The organism is Corynebacterium sp. S7 (assembly GCF_054401105.1).
Genome location: NZ_CM136760.1, coordinates 1,826,077 through 1,844,541, shown reverse-complemented (window position 1 = coordinate 1,844,541; position 18,465 = coordinate 1,826,077). Strand labels below are relative to the sequence as shown.

General features: G+C 58.8%; 16 protein-coding genes. 9 read left to right on the top strand and 7 right to left on the bottom strand.

Going from position 1 to position 18,465, the window contains the following annotated elements:
• The 4 genes from ACXZ66_RS08840 to map are packed head-to-tail and all read left to right on the top strand — an operon-like array spanning position 1 to position 5,241.
• Complete coding sequence (locus tag ACXZ66_RS08840; protein WP_458748191.1) at positions 1–1,212, top strand: M50 family metallopeptidase; 1,212 nt, start codon at positions 1–3, stop codon at positions 1,210–1,212.
• 59 nt (positions 1,213–1,271) lie between these two features.
• Positions 1,272–2,435 carry a flavodoxin-dependent (E)-4-hydroxy-3-methylbut-2-enyl-diphosphate synthase gene (gene ispG / locus ACXZ66_RS08835; RefSeq protein WP_458748189.1) on the top strand — a complete coding sequence of 388 codons (1,164 nt, stop codon included), beginning with the start codon at positions 1,272–1,274 and terminating at the stop codon, positions 2,433–2,435.
• Positions 2,436–2,495: 60 nt separating this feature from the next.
• Positions 2,496–4,322, top strand: coding sequence for a penicillin-binding transpeptidase domain-containing protein (locus ACXZ66_RS08830; protein WP_458748187.1), 1,827 nt, complete (start codon positions 2,496–2,498; stop codon positions 4,320–4,322).
• A gap of 43 nt (positions 4,323–4,365) precedes the next feature.
• Entirely contained in the window at positions 4,366–5,241 is an 876-nt protein-coding gene (gene map, locus ACXZ66_RS08825; protein WP_458748186.1) for a type I methionyl aminopeptidase, read from the top strand.
• On the opposite strand, the gene mtr is transcribed toward map, so the two are convergent.
• Positions 5,238–6,647: a mycothione reductase gene (gene mtr, locus ACXZ66_RS08820; RefSeq protein WP_458748185.1), complete on the bottom strand. Its 1,410-nt coding sequence runs from the start codon at positions 6,645–6,647 to the stop codon at positions 5,238–5,240. The genes map and mtr overlap by 4 nt on opposite strands.
• A gap of 84 nt (positions 6,648–6,731) precedes the next feature.
• The gene (locus ACXZ66_RS08815; protein ID WP_458748183.1) at positions 6,732–7,727 is read right to left on the bottom strand and encodes an alpha/beta hydrolase; all 996 of its coding nucleotides are present in this window, start codon (positions 7,725–7,727) and stop codon (positions 6,732–6,734) included.
• Positions 7,728–7,971: 244 nt separating this feature from the next.
• On the opposite strand from ACXZ66_RS08815, the gene mqo reads away from it, so the two are divergent.
• Positions 7,972–9,471, top strand: coding sequence for a malate dehydrogenase (quinone) (mqo, locus tag ACXZ66_RS08810; protein ID WP_458748181.1), 1,500 nt, complete (start codon positions 7,972–7,974; stop codon positions 9,469–9,471).
• A 75-nt stretch (positions 9,472–9,546) separates the two neighbouring features.
• A complete protein-coding gene (locus tag ACXZ66_RS08805) occupies positions 9,547–10,440 on the top strand; it encodes a VOC family protein (RefSeq protein ID WP_458748179.1) in 894 nt (297 codons plus the stop codon).
• Positions 10,441–10,443: 3 nt separating this feature from the next.
• Here ACXZ66_RS08805 and ACXZ66_RS08800 read toward each other — a convergent pair whose 3' ends face one another.
• Positions 10,444–11,571: a protein adenylyltransferase SelO family protein gene (locus ACXZ66_RS08800; protein ID WP_458748178.1), complete on the bottom strand. Its 1,128-nt coding sequence runs from the start codon at positions 11,569–11,571 to the stop codon at positions 10,444–10,446.
• Between the two features lie 24 nt (positions 11,572–11,595).
• Between ACXZ66_RS08800 and cobA the strand changes: the two genes are divergently transcribed.
• Together cobA and ACXZ66_RS08790 are read left to right on the top strand one after the other, a co-directional pair.
• Positions 11,596–12,333 carry a uroporphyrinogen-III C-methyltransferase gene (gene cobA / locus ACXZ66_RS08795; protein ID WP_458748176.1) on the top strand — a complete coding sequence of 246 codons (738 nt, stop codon included), beginning with the start codon at positions 11,596–11,598 and terminating at the stop codon, positions 12,331–12,333.
• Positions 12,320–13,300, top strand: coding sequence for a class I SAM-dependent methyltransferase (locus ACXZ66_RS08790; RefSeq protein ID WP_458748175.1), 981 nt, complete (start codon positions 12,320–12,322; stop codon positions 13,298–13,300). The genes cobA and ACXZ66_RS08790 overlap by 14 nt, the downstream gene beginning before the upstream one ends.
• Here the strand turns inward: ACXZ66_RS08790 and ACXZ66_RS08785 are convergent.
• From ACXZ66_RS08785 to yaaA, 4 genes are read right to left on the bottom strand one after another with little or no spacing between them, the layout of a single operon-like run.
• Positions 13,297–14,418: an ATP-binding protein gene (locus ACXZ66_RS08785; RefSeq protein WP_458748174.1), complete on the bottom strand. Its 1,122-nt coding sequence runs from the start codon at positions 14,416–14,418 to the stop codon at positions 13,297–13,299. The genes ACXZ66_RS08790 and ACXZ66_RS08785 overlap by 4 nt on opposite strands.
• A 9-nt stretch (positions 14,419–14,427) precedes the next feature.
• Positions 14,428–15,357, bottom strand: coding sequence for a hypothetical protein (locus ACXZ66_RS08780; protein WP_458748173.1), 930 nt, complete (start codon positions 15,355–15,357; stop codon positions 14,428–14,430).
• On the bottom strand, positions 15,354–15,911 hold the full coding sequence (locus ACXZ66_RS08775) for an ABC transporter ATP-binding protein (RefSeq protein WP_458748171.1): 558 nt from the start codon (positions 15,909–15,911) through the stop codon (positions 15,354–15,356). The genes ACXZ66_RS08780 and ACXZ66_RS08775 overlap by 4 nt, the downstream gene beginning before the upstream one ends.
• 12 nt (positions 15,912–15,923) lie before the next feature.
• The gene (yaaA, locus tag ACXZ66_RS08770) at positions 15,924–16,643 is read right to left on the bottom strand and encodes a peroxide stress protein YaaA (RefSeq protein WP_458748169.1); all 720 of its coding nucleotides are present in this window, start codon (positions 16,641–16,643) and stop codon (positions 15,924–15,926) included.
• Positions 16,644–16,674: 31 nt separating this feature from the next.
• On the opposite strand from yaaA, the gene ACXZ66_RS08765 reads away from it, so the two are divergent.
• Positions 16,675–18,432 carry a proline--tRNA ligase gene (locus ACXZ66_RS08765; protein WP_458748168.1) on the top strand — a complete coding sequence of 586 codons (1,758 nt, stop codon included), beginning with the start codon at positions 16,675–16,677 and terminating at the stop codon, positions 18,430–18,432.
• Positions 18,433–18,465: the final 33 nt, after the last annotated feature.

Here is an 18,465-nt window from a genome sequence, read left to right as displayed (position 1 = left end):
GTGGGTTCATATATATTAGGTGTTCTGCTTTTTGCATTGGGCATCGCAGCGACCATTGCTTTGCACGAGCTGGGGCACCTGCTGACCGCGCGCGCGTTTAAGATGCGCGTGCGGAGGTACTTCATCGGTTTCGGCCCCACCATCTGGTCGACGAAGAAGGGCCATACGGAGTACGGCATCGCAGCCGTGCCTTTTGGCGGCTTCTGTGAAATTGCGGGCATGACAGCCCAAGATCCGGTGACCGAAGAGGAAGCGCCTCATGCCATGGTGAATAAACCATGGTGGCAACGCATCCTGGTGCTCTCCGGTGGCGTGATCATGAACTTCTTCTTGGGTTTTCTCATTTTGTACTTGGTGGCGGTGTCGGCGGGTATTCCTAATCCTTATGCGGATCGCACACCAACCGTGGGGGAGGTGGCGTGTACCTCTAACCAGATCGATGCAGAAACTCTCGAGGATTGCACCGGCACCGGACCGGCAGGTGCGGCTGGCGTTGAAGTGGGCGACAAGCTTGTCAGCGTGGACGGCAAGAAGCTTGATACCTTCCAGGAGCTCCGCGATTATGTGATGGTTCGCCCGGGCGAAACCGTGGATCTGACCATCGACCGCGAAGGCACCGAGCATACCTACGCCATCAATGTTGAGCCGGTGCAGCGCCTGAATTCGAAGGGTGAGATGATCGAGGCTGGTGCCATCGGCCTTGTCAATGCGCCCGTGCAGGATGCGATGAAGAAGTTCGGGCCGCTAGAAGCCGTCGCGGCCACCGCTGCATTTACAGGACAGACCATTGAGGCGACATTCCAGTCGCTGCTGCAATTCCCAGCCAAGATCCCGGGTGTGGTTGCGTCGATCTTTGGCGCCGAACGCGACGTTGAGGGCCCGATGAGTGTGCTCGGTGCCTCGATGACCGGCGGCGAGTTAGTGGAGCGCTCGATGTGGAGCGTATTCTTCATGCTCCTGGCCAACCTGAATTTCTTCCTCGCACTGTTTAACTTGGTGCCTTTGCCGCCTCTTGATGGCGGGCACATCGCCGTCGTGCTCTATGAGAAGGTCCGCGACCTCTTCCGTCGCCTGCGCGGATTGGGCCCAGGCGGCCCGGCAAACTATGAGAAGCTCATGCCGATCACAATGGTGATGGCAGGGATCCTACTTACTGTGGGTTTGCTCGTGATTATTGCTGATGTTGTCAATCCAATTAGCCTATTCGGTTAGTTGACACCGGTGCTAGCATTGATGACAACATTTGGTTTTATTTTATGTTGAGGAGCAACATGCCTACACCTATCGGTCTTGGAATGCCCGCAGGGCCAGCACCGACGCTCGCGCCGCGTCGCAAGACCCGCCAACTTTTTGTGGGCAACGTAGGGGTTGGATCGGATCACCCGGTTTCCGTCCAGTCAATGACGACAACGAAAACGCACGACATTAACTCCACCCTGCAGCAGATCGCGCAGCTGACCACCGCAGGCTGCGACATCGTGCGCGTGGCTGTTCCAAAGACAGTGGACGCCGAAGCGCTGCCGATCATTGCGAAGAAGTCGCCGATTCCTGTGATCGCCGATATTCACTTCCAGCCGAAATACATCTTCGCTGCCATTGACGCAGGCTGTGCCGCCGTGCGTGTGAACCCGGGCAACATCCGTGAGTTCGATGGTCGCGTGAAGGAAGTCGCCAAGGCTGCAGGCGATGCCGGTATTCCAATCCGCATCGGCGTCAACGGTGGTTCCCTGGACAAGCGCCTGTTGGAAAAGTACGGCAAGGCAACACCAGAGGCCCTCGTCGAGTCCGCGATCTGGGAGGCGGGTCTGTTCGAAGAGTATGGCTTCGGTGACATTGCAATCTCGGTGAAGCACTCTGACCCAGTCCTCATGGTGGAGGCCTACCGCCAGCTGGCCGAGAAGACCGACTACCCGCTGCACCTCGGCGTGACTGAGGCGGGCCCGAAGTTCATGGGCACCATCAAGTCTTCCGTCGCGTTTGGCGCGCTGCTTTCTCAGGGCATCGGCGACACCATCCGTGTCTCCCTGTCCGCAGACCCAGTCGAGGAAATCAAAGTCGGCGATCAGATCCTGCAGTCGCTGAACCTGCGTGAGCGTGGCCTTGAGATCGTGTCGTGCCCATCTTGTGGCCGTGCACAGGTTGACGTGTACACCCTTGCCGAAGAGGTCACCGCAGGCTTGGAAGGCCTCGAGTTCCCACTGCGCGTTGCCGTCATGGGCTGCGTTGTCAACGGTCCGGGCGAGGCCCGCGATGCCGACCTCGGTGTCGCCTCCGGCAACGGCAAGGGTCAGATTTTCGTCAAGGGCGAGGTCGTCGAGACCGTGCCAGAGTCCAAGATTGTAGAAACCCTCATCGACTACGCCAACCGCATCGCTGAAGAGGAAGGCCTCGAAGCCAAGGAAGGCACCAAGGCAGAAGTAAAGGTCACCCACTAGACTTTTAGGTCTCAAGCGTGGCAGCACCGGGTCATACCCCGGTGCTGTTATTTTTATGCCATGAAAAAGCTCGTGGCAGTTCTCGTGGCGCTGATCATGGCTGCGGGAGTGGTCTCGTGCACACCCCGCCCCAACGACGCGACACCAGTGGCGGAAGATTTCCTCGCCGCGCTCACCTCCAACGATGCGGAGGCAATAGCACCGCTTATCGACGATTCCGCCACCGCCACGGAGGTCATCAACGCAACATATACGGGCCTGCAAGCAGAGGGAGCCACAGCGACCCTGAACCAGGTGGACCAAAACGAAAATATGGCCACGGCGTCCTACACGCTGCACTGGCAGCTGCCCCGCGAGCGTGAACTGACCTACGACACCAAGGCCACGTTGACTCAAGTGGACGGCAATTGGTCGGTGCGCTGGCAGCCCTCCTTGGTTCACCCAGCCTTAGGTGCACACCAGCATCTCGAGCTGCGCTCCGTTCAAGCCGAACCTGCAAGCGTGGTTTCCTCCGACGGCGCCGAACTATTGAAACCGGGAATCGCCTACCGACTGCTGGTCAATACTGCGGAGATGGAATCGTCGCAAAGCACTGCTCGTGCTATCGCTGATGCGCTGGGCGCCGCGCATAACGACGACAAGACAGTGCCGCAGCGCGACGCAGCGCAGCTCGCTGAGGAAATTTCGCGGGCTCAGGGCACCTATTCGGTGGCGATGGTGCCCCAAGCACAGGGGCAGCGCGTGCGTGATGCGCTTGCTGGTGTGAAGGGCGTGACGCTGAATGAGGAAGCCGCAATGGTCAACGAAGATCCGACATTTGCGCCCGACATTATGGCGCGCGTTGGTGGGATTGTGGCTGATCAGCTCGATGGGACGAACGGGTGGCGGATATCCATTGTGAACAATGAGGGCGTCGCGCTCGAGGATGTGGAGTACCATGCGCCGAGTCCTGCGCCGGCGGTGAAAATTAGTCTGGATTCGAAGGTACAAACTGCTGCGGAGAAGGCACTGGAACCGGTTGCGGGGCAGCAGGCCGTGATTGTGGCAGTGCGTCCTTCAACGGGAGAGATTCTGGCCATTGCCCAAACCGCTGCGGCGGACCGCGATGGCAATATTGGTTTGATGGGTCAATACCCGCCGGGTTCGGTGTTCAAGATTGTTACTGCGGCTGCGGGTCTTGAGCTGCAGGGCAAAAATCCGGGGACGATTGTTGGGTGTCCGGGTACCCAAAATATTTATGGGCGTGTGGTGACTAACTACGAGGGTTTCGCTCTGGGCAACGTTCCGCTCGAGCAGGCTTTCGCCCGTTCGTGCAACACGACCTTTGCCGATATCTCGACTAGCTTGCAACCCGGTGAACTTGAACAGGTGGGTAAGCAATTCGGCCTCGGCGTGGATTACAACATTCCAGGCCTGGACACTTTGACCGGTTCCATTCCAGCGGGGGAGACCCCCTTGGAGCGTACCGAGGCCGGATACGGTCAGGGCTACGACCTGGCCAGCCCGTTCGGTCTGGCGATGGTTGCAGCGACCGTGGCTCACGGCACAACCCCAGTCCCATACCTCATCGCGGGCCAGCACACCGAGGTCAGTGAAGAGGTTGCGCCGCTGAGCGAGGAAACCATTGCCAATACTCGCCAGATGATGCGTTCCGTGGTCACCAGCGGTACCGCTAGGGGAATGTCTGCCGGCGGAGAGATTTACGGCAAGACCGGTGAGGCGGAAATTACGGGCGGATCGCACGCATGGTTTGCGGGATATCGCGATGATATTGCTTTCGCTTCCCTTGTGGTGCTCGGCGGTGGATCTCAGGCTGCGGTTTCTCTCACCGACCGGATGCTGATCAATCTCGACGAATCGATGCAGCCTGTTGGGGCTGCTCAATAACCTGACAGGCACCGGTTTGGAGAGGGAGACTACCATGAGTCCCATGAGTGAACGTGCAATGCTAACCCCAGGTAAACCCACCCCGATCCGGAAGGTGCCCGATTCCATCAAATGCCCTGAATATGCGTGGAAGTCGGAAGTCCAAGAAAACGTCGGTGAGCCTTTCGTACAGACCCCAGAGGTCATCGAAGCCATGCGTGAGGCCTCCAAGATTGCCGCGAATGCACTAGCGCTTGCGGGTGCGGCGGTTGCACCGGGCAAGACCACCGACGAGATCGATGCCATTGCACACGAGTACATGATCTCCCACGGCGCCTACCCATCCACGCTGGGCTACCGCGGGTACACCAAGTCTTCTTGCATCTCGCTCAACGAGATTGTTTGCCACGGTATCCCCGATACCACGGTGATCCAGGACGGTGACATCGTCAATATTGATGTCACCGCATACAAGAATGGCGTCCACGGCGACACCAACGCGACCTTCCTTGCCGGCAACGTCTCCGAGGAGCACCGCCTACTGGTTGAGCGCACCAAGGAAGCGACCATGCGTGGGATTAAGGTGGCCAAGCCGGGCCGCCAGATCAATGTGATTGGCCGTGTCATCGAGTCCTACGCGAAGCGCTTCGGCTACAACGTGGTCACCGATTTTACCGGCCACGGCGTCGGCCCAACCTTCCACAACGGCCTTGTGGTTTTGCACTATGACTCCGATGCGTACACCGATGTCCTTGAGCCCGGCATGACGTTGACCATCGAGCCGATGATCAACCTCGGCGAGCTGCCCTACACCATCTGGGATGACAATTGGACCGTGCAGAACAACGACGGCAAGTTCACCGCCCAGTTCGAGCACACCATTGTCATCACCGAGGATGGAAATGAGATTCTCACCATTCCTGATGAGGATATTGTTTAGTTTCGGATCACATCTGGGAACTCGAAGTCGAGCCCCAGAAGCGCATTCTCTGTTACCTCAGGTAAAGCGGGGTGGATCCAGTACTGATTCATGGCCACCTCGCGCACATCCAGATCAAAAGCCATCACCGTAATCATCTGCTGGATCAGCGTTGAAGCCTGTGGGCCCATGTAGTGCGCACCAAGGAGCTTGCCGGTGTCCTTATCGGCCACCAGCTTGACAATGCTCGTGGTGTCCTCCAATGCCCAACCGTAGGCAACATCGCCATAGTTCTGCACCTTGACGGTGGTGTTGTAACCCTGGTCTTTGGCTTCCTGCTCGGTCAGACCAACAGTAGCAATCTGTGGGTTGGTGAAAATTGCCGAAGGCACATGCTTGTGTGGCATAGCTACCATATCGTCTGGGTGCAAGATGTTGTGGCGTACCGCCTTGGTCTCGGCGTTGGCCACGTGCTTGAGCTGGTACGGAGACGAGACATCGCCCAAGGCCCACACGCCCTCGGCGGTGGTACGGCCGAAGTCGTCCACTTTAATGCGGCCATCCTCGCGTAGCTCAATGCCGGCTGCTTCCGGGTTCATTTGATCGCCGTTGGGTTGGCGCCCGGTGGCTACCAATACGGCTTCGGAGGTGACCTCGGAATCGTCGTCAAGAACGAGCGTGACCCCGTTGGCATCTTCTCGGGCGGTGATAATAGTGCGTTCGAGGCGCGTATCGAAGCGCTCCTTGGCCATCTCGTTGTAGCGCGAACTCAGTTCCTCGTCGAGGTTGCGTAGCAGTGGGGAGCGGTTGACCCAGGTCACCTTCGTGCCCAGCGATTGGAAGACATGCGCGAATTCGGCGGCGATGAAGCCACCGCCGACGATGGTCAGTGTTTTCGGTTGCTCGTCGAGACGCATGATCGTCTCGTTGGTGTGATACGTGACACCCGAATTCGCGATACCACTTGGGATAATTGGCCGGGAACCCGCAGCAACGATGATCGTGTCCGCCGAAATGATCTTTTCCTCCGCGCCCTGGCCAGTCTTGAGCGTTTTCGGCGCGATGAATGTGGCGTGCTGGTCGTAGACGGTGATGTTCGGGGTTTCAGGGCCTCGTCGATAAGCCTCTCCGCCCTCCGCGATCAAATCGATGCGATTGACGAAGACGCGCTGCACTATTGACTTCCAATCAGCACCATTGAACTGTGTGTCGAGCCCAAGTTTCGACGAATCGCTGGCCTGGTGCGCGCGATCTGCTGCCACGACGTACATCTTCGTCGGAATACAACCGACGTTCATGCAGGTGCCGCCGAACAGCCCCTTTTCCACGATTGCGATCGTTTTGTCATCGAACTCCGGGATTGGGAGCGAGTTGCCCGATCCGGCGCCAATGATGATGTAATCGAAGTGGGCATCGACTGCAGTCACGTTACTTGTACTCCTTGAGTTGAAATGTTGATATGTCCATAATGGTCCAACCATTCGGGGGCGGGATTGATTCCCCGCTCTCGATCAGCGCTGCGCAAGCCACTCGGCGGTGACCGAAAAGGCCTTCTTGCGGGCATCAGGCAGCGAGAGGAAGACATCGTGTCGCGCGCCTTCGATCTTGCGGACGTGGACATCGTCGGAAAGCCTGGGCGACCAACGCTGAATTTGGTCGACGTCGAGGACAGTATCAGCCGTATTCGAAGCCGGGGAGTAGGGCTTGCTGAGGTAGGAATGCGAGGAACACAGCGTCAGAACCGGTACACCGGTATCGATCTCACCGCGATGTATCCGCTTCTGATTACCCATCACGGTGCGTAACCACCCCATATACTTCGGGTGCCCGCCGACAGGCTTCTTCACTAGGTCAAAGTCCCACTCACCGTATTTACTTTTATGAATCGACTGCCCATAGGAGCCAAGATTGCCGCCGGGCACCTTAATATTAGGTCTGCGCTTGCCCACGACCTTCACAATCGGCGTGATCACGGACACGAACCACTGCGGGTACTGCATATCCAGCCACGGGCTGTCCAGAATAATGCCACCAAGCTTGCGGTGCAGCTGCGGATTCTTCCGGCGCAGGTGATCCGCCCAGAGCGGAACGATCAACCCGCCGGTGGAATGGCAGATGGGTATCACCGAAGGATGGACACTGGTAATGATCTCCGTGGCGCGGGAGAGCTCTGGGAAATAATGCGTCAGATCGTTGGTGAAATGCCACCGCTGGCCCTCCTGGCGGGCGCGACCACACTTGCGTAAATCCAGGGCGTAGAACGGGTACCCCAGGGCAGTGAAGTACTCCGCAACGTGGGTCTGGAAGAAGTAATCCGTCATACCGTGGACCCACAGCAGGGCAGGCTTGCCAGTGGGATCGTCGGGAAGCCGACGCACAAGAGTCGCAATTGCCTTGCCTTCACCCTCTGGGTCCGGGCCGAAGTCTAAGTCTGCGCGTTCGTACTCGGAGCCAAGCTCGTCTGGTTGCCACGAAAGAGTGCCAATTAGACCGTCGTTTTGAGTCATGGCGCTATTCTAGGACAGTTGCAATTGAAGGCTCACGTGACTAGAGCCTGGAGTGTACCCGGTGTGTACCCCCAGAAGGGGAGAAGAAGACCACAATCCGCGAAAGCAGCCACCTCTATTATCACCCCCGTGTTTTAGGCGCGTATCATCTATGGATATCCACTCAACCGGTGTCGCGGGTGAGATTTTTTGTTGCCCAAAGCCCGGTGCACAACGACGTTCAACGACGAAGAGGTTTATACAGGTGTCCAACGACAATACGACTGGAACTGCACATGACGAGGTAGACGTCCTCCTCGTCGGTGCTGGTGTAATGAGCGCAACTCTGGGTGCAATGCTCCGCGAGCTCGAGCCAAGCTGGACCCAAGCAATCTACGAGCGCCTCGACGGACCAGCTCTGGAATCGTCGTCGCCATGGAACAACGCAGGTACCGGCCACTCCGCACTCTGCGAGCTGAACTACACGCCGGAGAAGAACGGCAAGATCGATGTTACCAAGGCAGTCAGCATCAACGAGAAGTTCCAGGTATCCCGTCAGTTCTGGGCAAACCAGCTCGGCAACGGCATCCTGACCAACCCGGAGGAGTTCATCAACCCGGTTCCTCACGTTTCCTTCGCTCAGGGCGAGCAGCAGAACGATTACCTGCGTCGTCGCTACGATATTTTGAGCAAGAACCACCTGTTCCCAGAAATGCAGTACTCCGCTGACAAGGACGTCTTCGCAGAGAAGCTTCCAGTCATGGCGAAGGGCCGCGATTTCGAGGCAGAGCCAGTCTCCATCTCTTGGACCAACAAGGGCACCGACATCAACTTCGGCGCTCTGACCCGTCAGTTCCTCACCGCAGCAGAGGCTGCAGGCACCGAAATCCGCTACGGCCATGAGGTCATCGGCCTGAAGAAGGAAGGCTCGACCTGGCGTGTGACCGTCAAGAACGTTCACACCGGCGACAAGAAGGTCACCAAGGCACGTTTCGTCTTCGTCGGCGCTGGTGGCTACGCTCTGGACCTGCTGCGTAAGGCAGGCGTTCCTGAGGTTCGCGGTTACGCTGGCTTCCCAATTTCCGGTATGTGGCTGCGTTCCACCAACCCAGAGCTCATTGAGGCGCACGCCGCAAAGGTCTACGGCAAGGCTAAGGTCGGCGCTCCTCCAATGTCCGTGCCTCACCTGGATACCCGCATCATCGACGGCGAGAAGGGTCTCCTCTTCGGCCCATACGGTGGTTGGACTCCAAAGTTCCTGAAGCAGGGTTCTTACCTGGACCTGTTCAAGTCCATCCGCCTGGACAACATTCCTTCCTACCTGGGTGTTGCAGCAACCAACTTCGGCCTGGTCAAGTACCTTGTCGAGGAGGTTCTCAAGGACTTCGACGCGAAGATCGAAACCCTGAAGGAATATGTTCCATCCGCTGAGGGCAAGGACTGGGAGACCATCGTTGCAGGCCAGCGCGTTCAGGTGATCAAGCCTGCTGACGCTCCTCGGTTCGGTTCCCTCGAGTTTGGTACCGCCCTGATCAACGACCAGGAGGGTTCCATCGCGGGTCTGCTCGGTGCTTCCCCAGGCGCTTCCATCGCACCGGCTGCGATGATCGAGCTGCTCGAGCGTTGCTTCGGCGAGCGCATGGTCGAGTGGGCTCCAAAGCTCCTCGAGATGATCCCAACCTACGGCAAGTCCCTCGCTAACGACGAGGCTGCCTACCAAGAGCAGTGGGATTACACCCAGAAGATGCTCAAGCTGGATCGTTAAAGCTTTTTCGCTTCACGACGATTAGCCCACCCCGCACTCTGGCATGCCCAGAGTGCGGGGTGTAGCGTTTTTATTATGCAAAAGATCATTCCTAACCTCTGGTACACGGGCACCGCTGACGAGGCCGCGGAGTTCTATGTACAGTCCATTCCCCACACCACCCTTGAAGAAAACGTTGCCTACCCAACAGAAGGTCTGGCTGACTTCCAGCTCGACTTGGCGGGCAAAACCCTGACCAATGAGATCTCCATCGACGGCTTCCGGATGATCCTGATCAACGCCGGCGACGAGTTCCGGCCAAATGCCGCCATCAACTTCTTTCTCAACTTCGACCCTGCTAACGACCCAGACGCCGAAGCTCATCTCCGCGAGACCTGGGAGAAGCTCACCGAGGGTGGCCAGGAGCTCATGGAGCTCAGCGAGTACCCGCACTCCAAGCTCTACGGTTGGGTGGAAGATAAGTATGGCGTGAACTGGCAGCTGATGCTGACCAACCCTCAAGGTGCCACTCGTCCCTTCGTGGTCCCCCAGCTGATGTTCTGCGGCCCAGCCCAGAACTGCACCGAGGAAGCCACCGACCGCTACATTGCCACCATTGAAAACAGCTCCCCGGGCAACCGCGTGAGTTACCTGGACATAGGCCAGGACGCACCGAATGGTGCCGAGATCGTCTTTTCCGATTTCAAGCTCGGCGGACAGTGGTTTTCCGCGATGGATTCAGCAGTGGATCAACCCTTCACCTTCACCGAGGGTGTTTCCCTGATGGTCAATTGCAAGGACCAGGCCGAGATTGACAAGTATTGGAACGCACTCTCCGCAGTACCCGAGTCTGAGGTCTGCGGCTGGCTCAAGGATCAGTGGGGTGTGTCTTGGCAGATCGTGCCCGAAAATATGGGTGAGTTGATGGCGCGCCCAGGTGCCTACGAGAAGATGATGCAGATGAAGAAGCTAATTATCGACGAGTTCTAGTTCCTAGGTTCCGCAGTAGGTCACAAACGGCTCGGGATCTTCGGGCTGGGCCAGCCACGCTGGCCCAGCTTTCGGGTTAGAAGGGTCTGTCACTGCGCCAAGGAGGAGGAAGTAAGGCCCGAAGTCCCCGCGCTCGGCATTCTTAATTGCGCTGTCCAGCATCCGGTTGCGGGGAATAAACACCAGATCATTGCGGCGCGAGGTGTCCAGCTCGTCCCACCGCTTTTGCATTGTGCCAAGGATGGCCTGGGCCTCGTCGATATCAAGCACTGGAACCAGAGCCTCCGCAAGTTTGGTCAGGTTCCAGGACATGATGTTGGGTTGATTGCCGAAGGCGTAGCGCCCACCGGAATCAATCGAAGAAAACACGGCCTTCGGGTCGAAGTCCTCTGTAAAGGCGCACGGGCCATAGTCGATGGTTTCACCCGAGAGGGTGACATTATCGGTGTTCATCACACCGTGCACGAAGCCGATGCGCATCCACTGCGCCACCAGATTCAGCTGCCGTGTGATCACCGTGTCCAAAAGCTTGGCAGCCGAGGCAAAACCGGCGAACTCCACCACACGCCGCACCAAGTCCTCCGACTGAGTCGCCGCCAGCTGGACAGTACCCACACGCAGATGGCTTCGAGCAACCCGGACCACCACGGCACCTTGGGCTGGCCTGCCGTCGCGGATCAACTGCTCACCGGTAGCAACAACAGCAAGCGCCCGCGTGGTCGGGATGCCTGCCGCATGCATGAACTCGCTGACCAGGTACTCGCGAAGCATCGGGCCCAGAGCACCCTTGCCATCGGACATCCCGCGCGAAAAGGCAGTCCGACCGGAGCCCTTCACCTGGATTTCATAGCCAGCCAGATCACCGAGCAGCAACGCCCGCCCATCACCCAATAGCCCAGCGAACTGGCTGAATTGGTGGCCCACGTACGCCGTCGCATGCCCCCCACCAGCACCTGTCAGCCACGCCACGCCCTCGGGGCTGCGCAGCCAATCCGTGTCAAGCCCGAGTTCGCGGGATAAATCGTCGTTAAGCACGATAAGTGTGCGATCCGGGAACTCTGCCGCGGTGGTCTCCACCGCAAACTCCGGCAGCGCGTCGGCGAAAGCGTGGGTAAGTCGTGGTTGGGACATGCCCCCAGCCTAGACTGAGACACTATGAATAATGGACGAGTCACCCTAGTCGGCGGTGGTCCGGGCGCCTGGGACCTGATCACCGTGCGCGGCCTGCGCGCCCTGGAGAATGCGGATGTGATCCTGACGGACCATCTCGGCCCGACCAATCAGCTCTCCGACTTCCTTGACCTCACCGGCAAACAGGTCATCGATGTGTCCAAGCTGCCCTATGGTAGGCAGGTGGCGCAGGAGAAGACGAACGCCCTGATCATCGAGCATGCGCAAGCTGGCAAGCACGTGGTGCGGCTCAAGGGCGGCGACCCGTATGTGTTTGGTCGCGGTTTCGAGGAGTACCAGGAGTGTCTGGCCGCGGGGATCGCCTGCGAGGTCGTCCCCGGTGTGACCAGTGCCGTGTCGGTGCCGGCCGCCGCCGAGGTACCGGTCACGCATCGAGGGGTGACCCATTCCTTCACGCTGGTTTCCGGGCATCTGGCTCCAGGCCATCCTGGTTCGCTGATCAACTGGGAGGCGCTCGCGCAGGTCGGCGGCACCATCGTGGTGATCATGGGAGTGCGCAATGCCCGCGCGATCCTCGACGCGCTCGTGGCCGCCGGCCTCGACCCGCAGACACCAGCCAAGGTCATTGAAAACGGCGAAACCCCGCAGCAGCGCGCCCTCTCCGCCACCGCAGCCACCCTCGCCGATACGATGGAGACGAACAACATCACCAACCCAGCCGTGTATGTCATTGGAAAGGTAGCTGGTCTTGCGCACGCTTGATGCACTCATCCTCGAGGTCGCGCCGCGCGCCGACACGGTCATCATCGACGACGACCCAGAGCGTTCGCTTATCGACGAGCACCTCACCGCCTCCCGCATCATCTCAATTTCGCCGGACTTTGCGCAGTCCCGCGATGCCCTCTCCCGCGGAGCCGAGTCGGTGGAAGACAACCGGCTGGATCAGTGGCTGAAAGGGGAGGGCAGTGCCGTGGTGATTGGGCAGATGCCGAAGTCGTTGGCCAGGCTCGATTATGTGGCGCGCTCGGTTGCCTCAGCCGGGTTCAGTGAGGTCACCCTCGTCTTTGGCGGGAACAATAAGCACCTCTCGCGCTCCATGAATGAGGTCCTGGGGGAGTCCTTCGAGAATGTCTCGGCCTCGCGTGGCAAGGGGAAGTTCCGCTGTCTGGTGGCATCGGGGCCCACACCCTCCACTTATGAGCCCAAGCAAGCCGATGGTCTAGTGGCTGTCGGGGGAGTGTTCTCCGGTGCGCGCGAGGATTTCGGTGGCCAACTGCTGGCGCAGGTGGTCGTCGATAAGCGAACTGCTCCTGGGACCGTCCTTGATTTGGGTTGCGGCAACGGTTCGGTGGCCAAGCGCGTGCTGGAGGCGTACCCGGACGCGCGCGTCGTGGCCACCGATGCCGATGCCGACGCCGTCAACTCTGCGCGTGCCACACTTGGCGAGCGTGCCGAGGTGACCTGGGATGATGCGGGAGCCCAGTTGGAGCCTGACTTTGATACTGTGCTGCTCAACCCGCCCTTTCATGAGGGAACCTCGGTCGATGCCACGCTCGTGCAGTACCTCCTCGATGCGGCGAAGCGCTTGCTGAAACCAGGCGGGCAACTCTACCTGGTACACAACTCGCATCTGCGCTACCGGCCAGAGATCGAGGCACGGTTCGAGCGAGTGACGGAGGAAGCGCGCAACCAGAAGTTCACCGTCATGCGCGGCGTGAAAGAAGGCTAATTCACCCGCGTCGGGCCCTGTTCACGCCGCAGATAGTCGCCGAGATAAGGCTGCGCGAATTCCACCTCGCCCCAGCCGGCCGGGACAATTAAGTCACGATCAATAAGCTTGCTGCGGGTATCCGACAGAGCCGTCACGGGTCGCTCCAGCGCGGTGGTGAGGTCGGTCGTCGATACGCGTGACCTGCCAGTCTGCGACTGAATGTGCGCCATAGCATCGAGGTACTCACGCTGCCGCGGCGGCACCGCACGCAGCGAAGGGTGGTGGACCTGACGGCCCAGGGTGTCAATGGCTTCTTCGCTTATCGACGACACATCCGCCCGCGCAATCTCCTTGTTACCTGCGTGGTTCCATGCGAGATAGCCAATCAGCTGAACGAGGTAGGGGTAGCCCTGCGTCAGCTCACCGGCGTACTCGGCAGCACCCGGGGTGAATGGCTTACCGGCGGCTGCGGCAGTATCGGTGAGGGTCGCCGTGGCGTCTTCGATGGTTAAAGGTCCCAGTTCATAGTGGCGGGCCCGGCGCAGGAACGTCGCACCAGGCAGGTTGAGCAACTGGTTCACGCCCTGGGTCAGCCCAGCCATAGCCAGAGCCACTTCGGCATCATCGCGCACGAGGTCTTGGTAGGCCACCGCGATTTCGGTGAGATCGGTGGGGTCGGAGTCCTGGATCTCGTCGATCGTGATTAGCACCCCGGTACCGTGGAGCTTGCCTAAAAGCGCGCGAAGTCGATTACCAAGCCGCGGAGCGACAGGCTTTTCTTCGGTCAGATCAGTGCGGACGCTGCCGAGGCCGGTAACGCTAAAGCCGGTCAGTTTGCGCTGCGGAGTGGGATCCAGGGATTCGATGGCCTCTGGGATCGCCGACTCGGTCAGCATCTCCGACATACCTTGGCGCCCCGAAGCACGAATGACTACCCAGCCACGCTGGCGGGCCTTCTCTTCCAGCTCAGTGAGCAACACAGTCTTACCAATACCGCGCGAACCGGAAATCACGATCGAACGGTGCGGGTGACCGGGACCGGAATCGAGGGCAGTGTCGAACTCGTTGAGAACCGTTTGACGACCAGCCCAGACCTTCGGGCTGGCACCAAAAGTTGGTCGGAAGGGATTGCGCATGCCACCATGCTACGCGATTGATAAATTGATAAACACGATGACAATTGACGCCGCGATCATAGGGCCAAGTCCGCGCAGGTAATAGCCAACTATTTCAGGAGACACCGGGCCGATAACACCGGTTTCAATCGTCGAAAAGTGCGTAACCCGCTTCGGTTGAGACCGGCTCAATCCTGTGCAAACAATTGAAATGATGGCACATAGTCCTACCCAAGAGCTGGTTGCTCCCATTATCCAAAGCGCAACGAAGCCAATAATAGAATGAATGGCCAATGCATAGTATCGAGGGGCATCGCAGACTTGGAACTCTGCAAAACTCGACAGCCGGACGATAGATGAGCTCAGGAATGACCACGTAATGATGTACCCTAATTGCGCGATCCATCCCAGCGCACCCACAAGACCGATGCCGATCAGCGTTGTTGAGACCATCAGCAAAACTATGTACGAACGCCGATAAAGCCTGCGAAGCACCAACACGTACACATTTGAGGAGGGAGCCCAGTGCTTCCACGTAGGCCAAGTTGAAGCGAGAGCATTGGCGATCAGCTCCGAGTCGGGGATGGCCCAAAGGCTCGAATTGATGGCAGTGAGACGCCCTGCCTTGAGCAAGCTGGGAAGATTGTTGCGCCGCAGAAGCCCAATTGACCGAATCGTAAGTCCGGTGGCAGCACCTGCGATCGGGTAGCCCGTTGCAGCACCAAGAAATGCCCCGGCGCTGGCGAATGCTAATAATTGGAATAGTGAAAAAGCGGAGAAACTGGAACCTTTTCCGCGCGGCCGGTACTTGTACAACCAGTCAGTGCTGGAATAAGACTTCAACGGAAAGAAAACTTCTGCCACAGCGCCAACGAGCGTTAGCCCTACGAGCGAAAGAATAAAGGCTGCCAGGGGGTGCAAGTCGTAGCCGAGCTGGTCGACGTACGGGATCGTGCTCATAATGAAATGTTCTCGTCGGCTGCGTTAATGAGAGTAGGCGAGTGGGTTGCCACGATGACTATCGAATCCGAAGATATCTCCCTCAGCTTCTCCACGAGAAAGGGAGTCCACTCGTCATCGAGATGGCGTTCCGGCTCATCGAGAAGGATTGCTTCCGCCCTAGTAGCCAATTGCGAAGCTAGAAAAACCCTCTGTTGCTGTCCGCTGGACAGCCATTGCGGTGGAAAGGTGAGCAAATCAGCGAGGGCCCACTGGTCAATCGTGGCCTGTGGCGTTCGAAGGAGTTGGAGATGCTCACCAACAGATAAATCAGGGTAAAATTCCGGCGCCGAGAGTTTCAGTATCTGGCGCGCACCAGCAAGTTGCAGAGTCGGAACACCATTGATAGTGACTGATCCCGACACGGGGGAGAGTTCGCCAGCGATTGTTGAAAGCAGAGTTGATTTTCCACTGCCATTGGGCCCTGTGACCGCGGTGAACGAAGAGTCACGAAAATCCGTGGTCAGTTTCCCTATCGGCAGTTCGTATCCAAAAGCACAATCAACTCTAATCATATTTCTACTTCCTTAGACAACGAGAGTCAGCTGGTTGGCTGTTACCTCAACATTCATCCCAGCCGTCGCTGCAATATCGGCGACCCCTTCGATACCGGTTGCATCGCGTGACGACGACGCCAGCACCCTCGCCAGCTCACCCTTGTAATGCTTATTGAAGTGGCTGACCACCTTGCGCGAACCATCCGGCTGCACCGACTCCACGCGTACCGTCATGGCAGACTTGACGCGACCAAGCTGCTGGTAGGTACCAGAGCGCATATCCACGAGGAACTCGCCGGTGCCCTCGAGCGCCTCAGTAATAGAAGAACCCCACCTGGCCTTCAAGGTGGGTACCGTACCGTCGCGACGCGGCAACTTGGTCCCACCCGAGAGGCGGTACTTCGGGATCATGTCAGAAGCGCGGACAACACCAAACAATGCGGAGCCGATGGCCAGACGCGAGAGGTGATCGTCGTGAAGCGATGCTGGATCAAGCGCATCGTAGAGGACACCCGTATACCGATAAATTGCGGGCATGACGGGTGCGGTGCGCAGCGCGAGATTGGCTTCGGCCTCACCGCGGAGGTTTTCGGAGATTTTAAGAAGTGGAAGTTGCTCGTCGACGCTGAGTGCTGCGAGATCGTCGGCGATCTCCTCCCGGACGGGGTTGAGCGCGGGAAAAGAGACATCGACGGGGTCGTTTTCGCCACCTGAGGCCTTAGATTCAGAAGGAGGCAACACTATAAGCATGCACATAAGGGTACCGGGTACGATATGTCGCATGATCACACGCCTGTCAGAGCTTTTCTTGCGCACCCTGCGCGAAGACCCCGCCGACGCTGAAGTTCCGAGCCATAAGCTGCTCGTTCGCGCTGGCTATATCCGCCGCGCCGCACCTGGTATCTACACCTGGCTGCCACTGGGCCTACGTACCCTGCGGAAGATTGAAACGGTCGTTCGCAATGAGATGGATGCTATTGGTGCCCAGGAGATGCTCTTCCCGGCGTTGCTTCCTCGCGAGCCTTATGAGGAAACCAACCGCTGGAATGAATACGGCGACGAGCTTTTCCGTCTCAAGGACCGTAAGGGCTCCGACATGCTGCTCGGCCCAACGCACGAGGAGATGTTCGCGTCAACGGTGAAGGATATGTACACCTCGTACAAGGATTTCCCGGTCACCCTGTACCAAATACAGACGAAGTACCGCGATGAAGCACGACCACGCGCCGGAATCCTGCGCGGCCGCGAGTTTGTAATGAAGGATTCGTATTCCTTCGACATGTCCGATGCGGGTCTCGACGAGTCGTATGCGAAACACCGCGGCGCCTACCAGCGCATCTTTGACCGTTTCGGTGTGCGCTACGAGATTTGTAAGGCTACCTCCGGTGCCATGGGCGGATCGGCTTCCGAGGAGTTCCTCGCCTACTCCGAGTCTGGCGAAGATACCTTCGTGGTTTCCACTGCCGGTGATTATGCAGCCAACGTCGAGGCTGTGGTGACCGTGGCGCCGCCTGCTCGCCCGATCGAGGGCCAGCCTGCGGCCGTGGACCATGAGACCCCTGACTCCGAGACCATCGAGACTTTGGTGGCGTGGGCCAATGCGGCTGGTGTGAAGGTTGAGGGTCGCGATGTGGTTGCCTCCGACACGCTCAAGTGCATGGTGATCAAGATCGACAATGGCGACGAGGAGGGCCCGCAATTCGCCGGTGTGCTGATTCCAGGCGATCGCGAGCTTGACGAAGACCGCCTTGAGGCCTCCCTGTCGCCTGCGACTTTCGAGTTCGCTTCCGATGAGGATTTCGCCAATTCGGACTTCCTGGTCAAGGGCTATGTTGGTCCACGTGGCCTGGCCGCCAATGGTGTGAAGCTCTACGCGGATCCGCGCGTCGTGGAAGGTTCGTCCTGGATCACGGGCTCAGACGAGAAGAATCGCCACGTTGTTGGCCTTGTTGCGGGCCGTGATTTCACCGTCGACGAGACCATCGAGGCCGCCGAGATCCACCCTGGTGATCCTTCGCCATCCGGCAATGGCACCTTGGAGCTGGCCCGCGGCATCGAGCTCGGCCACATCTTCCAGCTCGGCCGCAAGTACACCGAGGCGATGGATGTGCAAATCCTCGACGAGAACGGTAAGCGCGCAGTGCCTACCATGGGCTCCTACGGCATCGGTGTCTCCCGCATGATGGCGGTCATCGCGGAGCAGCGCCACGACGACAAGGGCCTTGTCTGGCCCGTCGAGGTCGCCCCGTACCAGGTCCACGTGGCTGTGGCGAACAAGGATGCGGCAGCGATCGAGGCAGGCGACAAGCTCGTCGCCGAGCTCGATGCGGCCGGCATTGAAGTGCTTTTCGACGATCGCCCGAAAGTCTCCCCAGGCGTAAAGTTCAAGGACGCCGAGCTTCTGGGTATGCCTTTCGCGGTCATCCTGGGTCGCTCTTTCAAGGATGGAATCGTTGAGGTTCGCATCCGTGGCGGCGAAACCCTCGAGGTGCCTGCCAACGAGGCAGCAGCTAAGGTCCTGGAGCTTGTTCAGGGCTAGGCACGCACTTGTAGCCGGAACATAAGTTCCGGC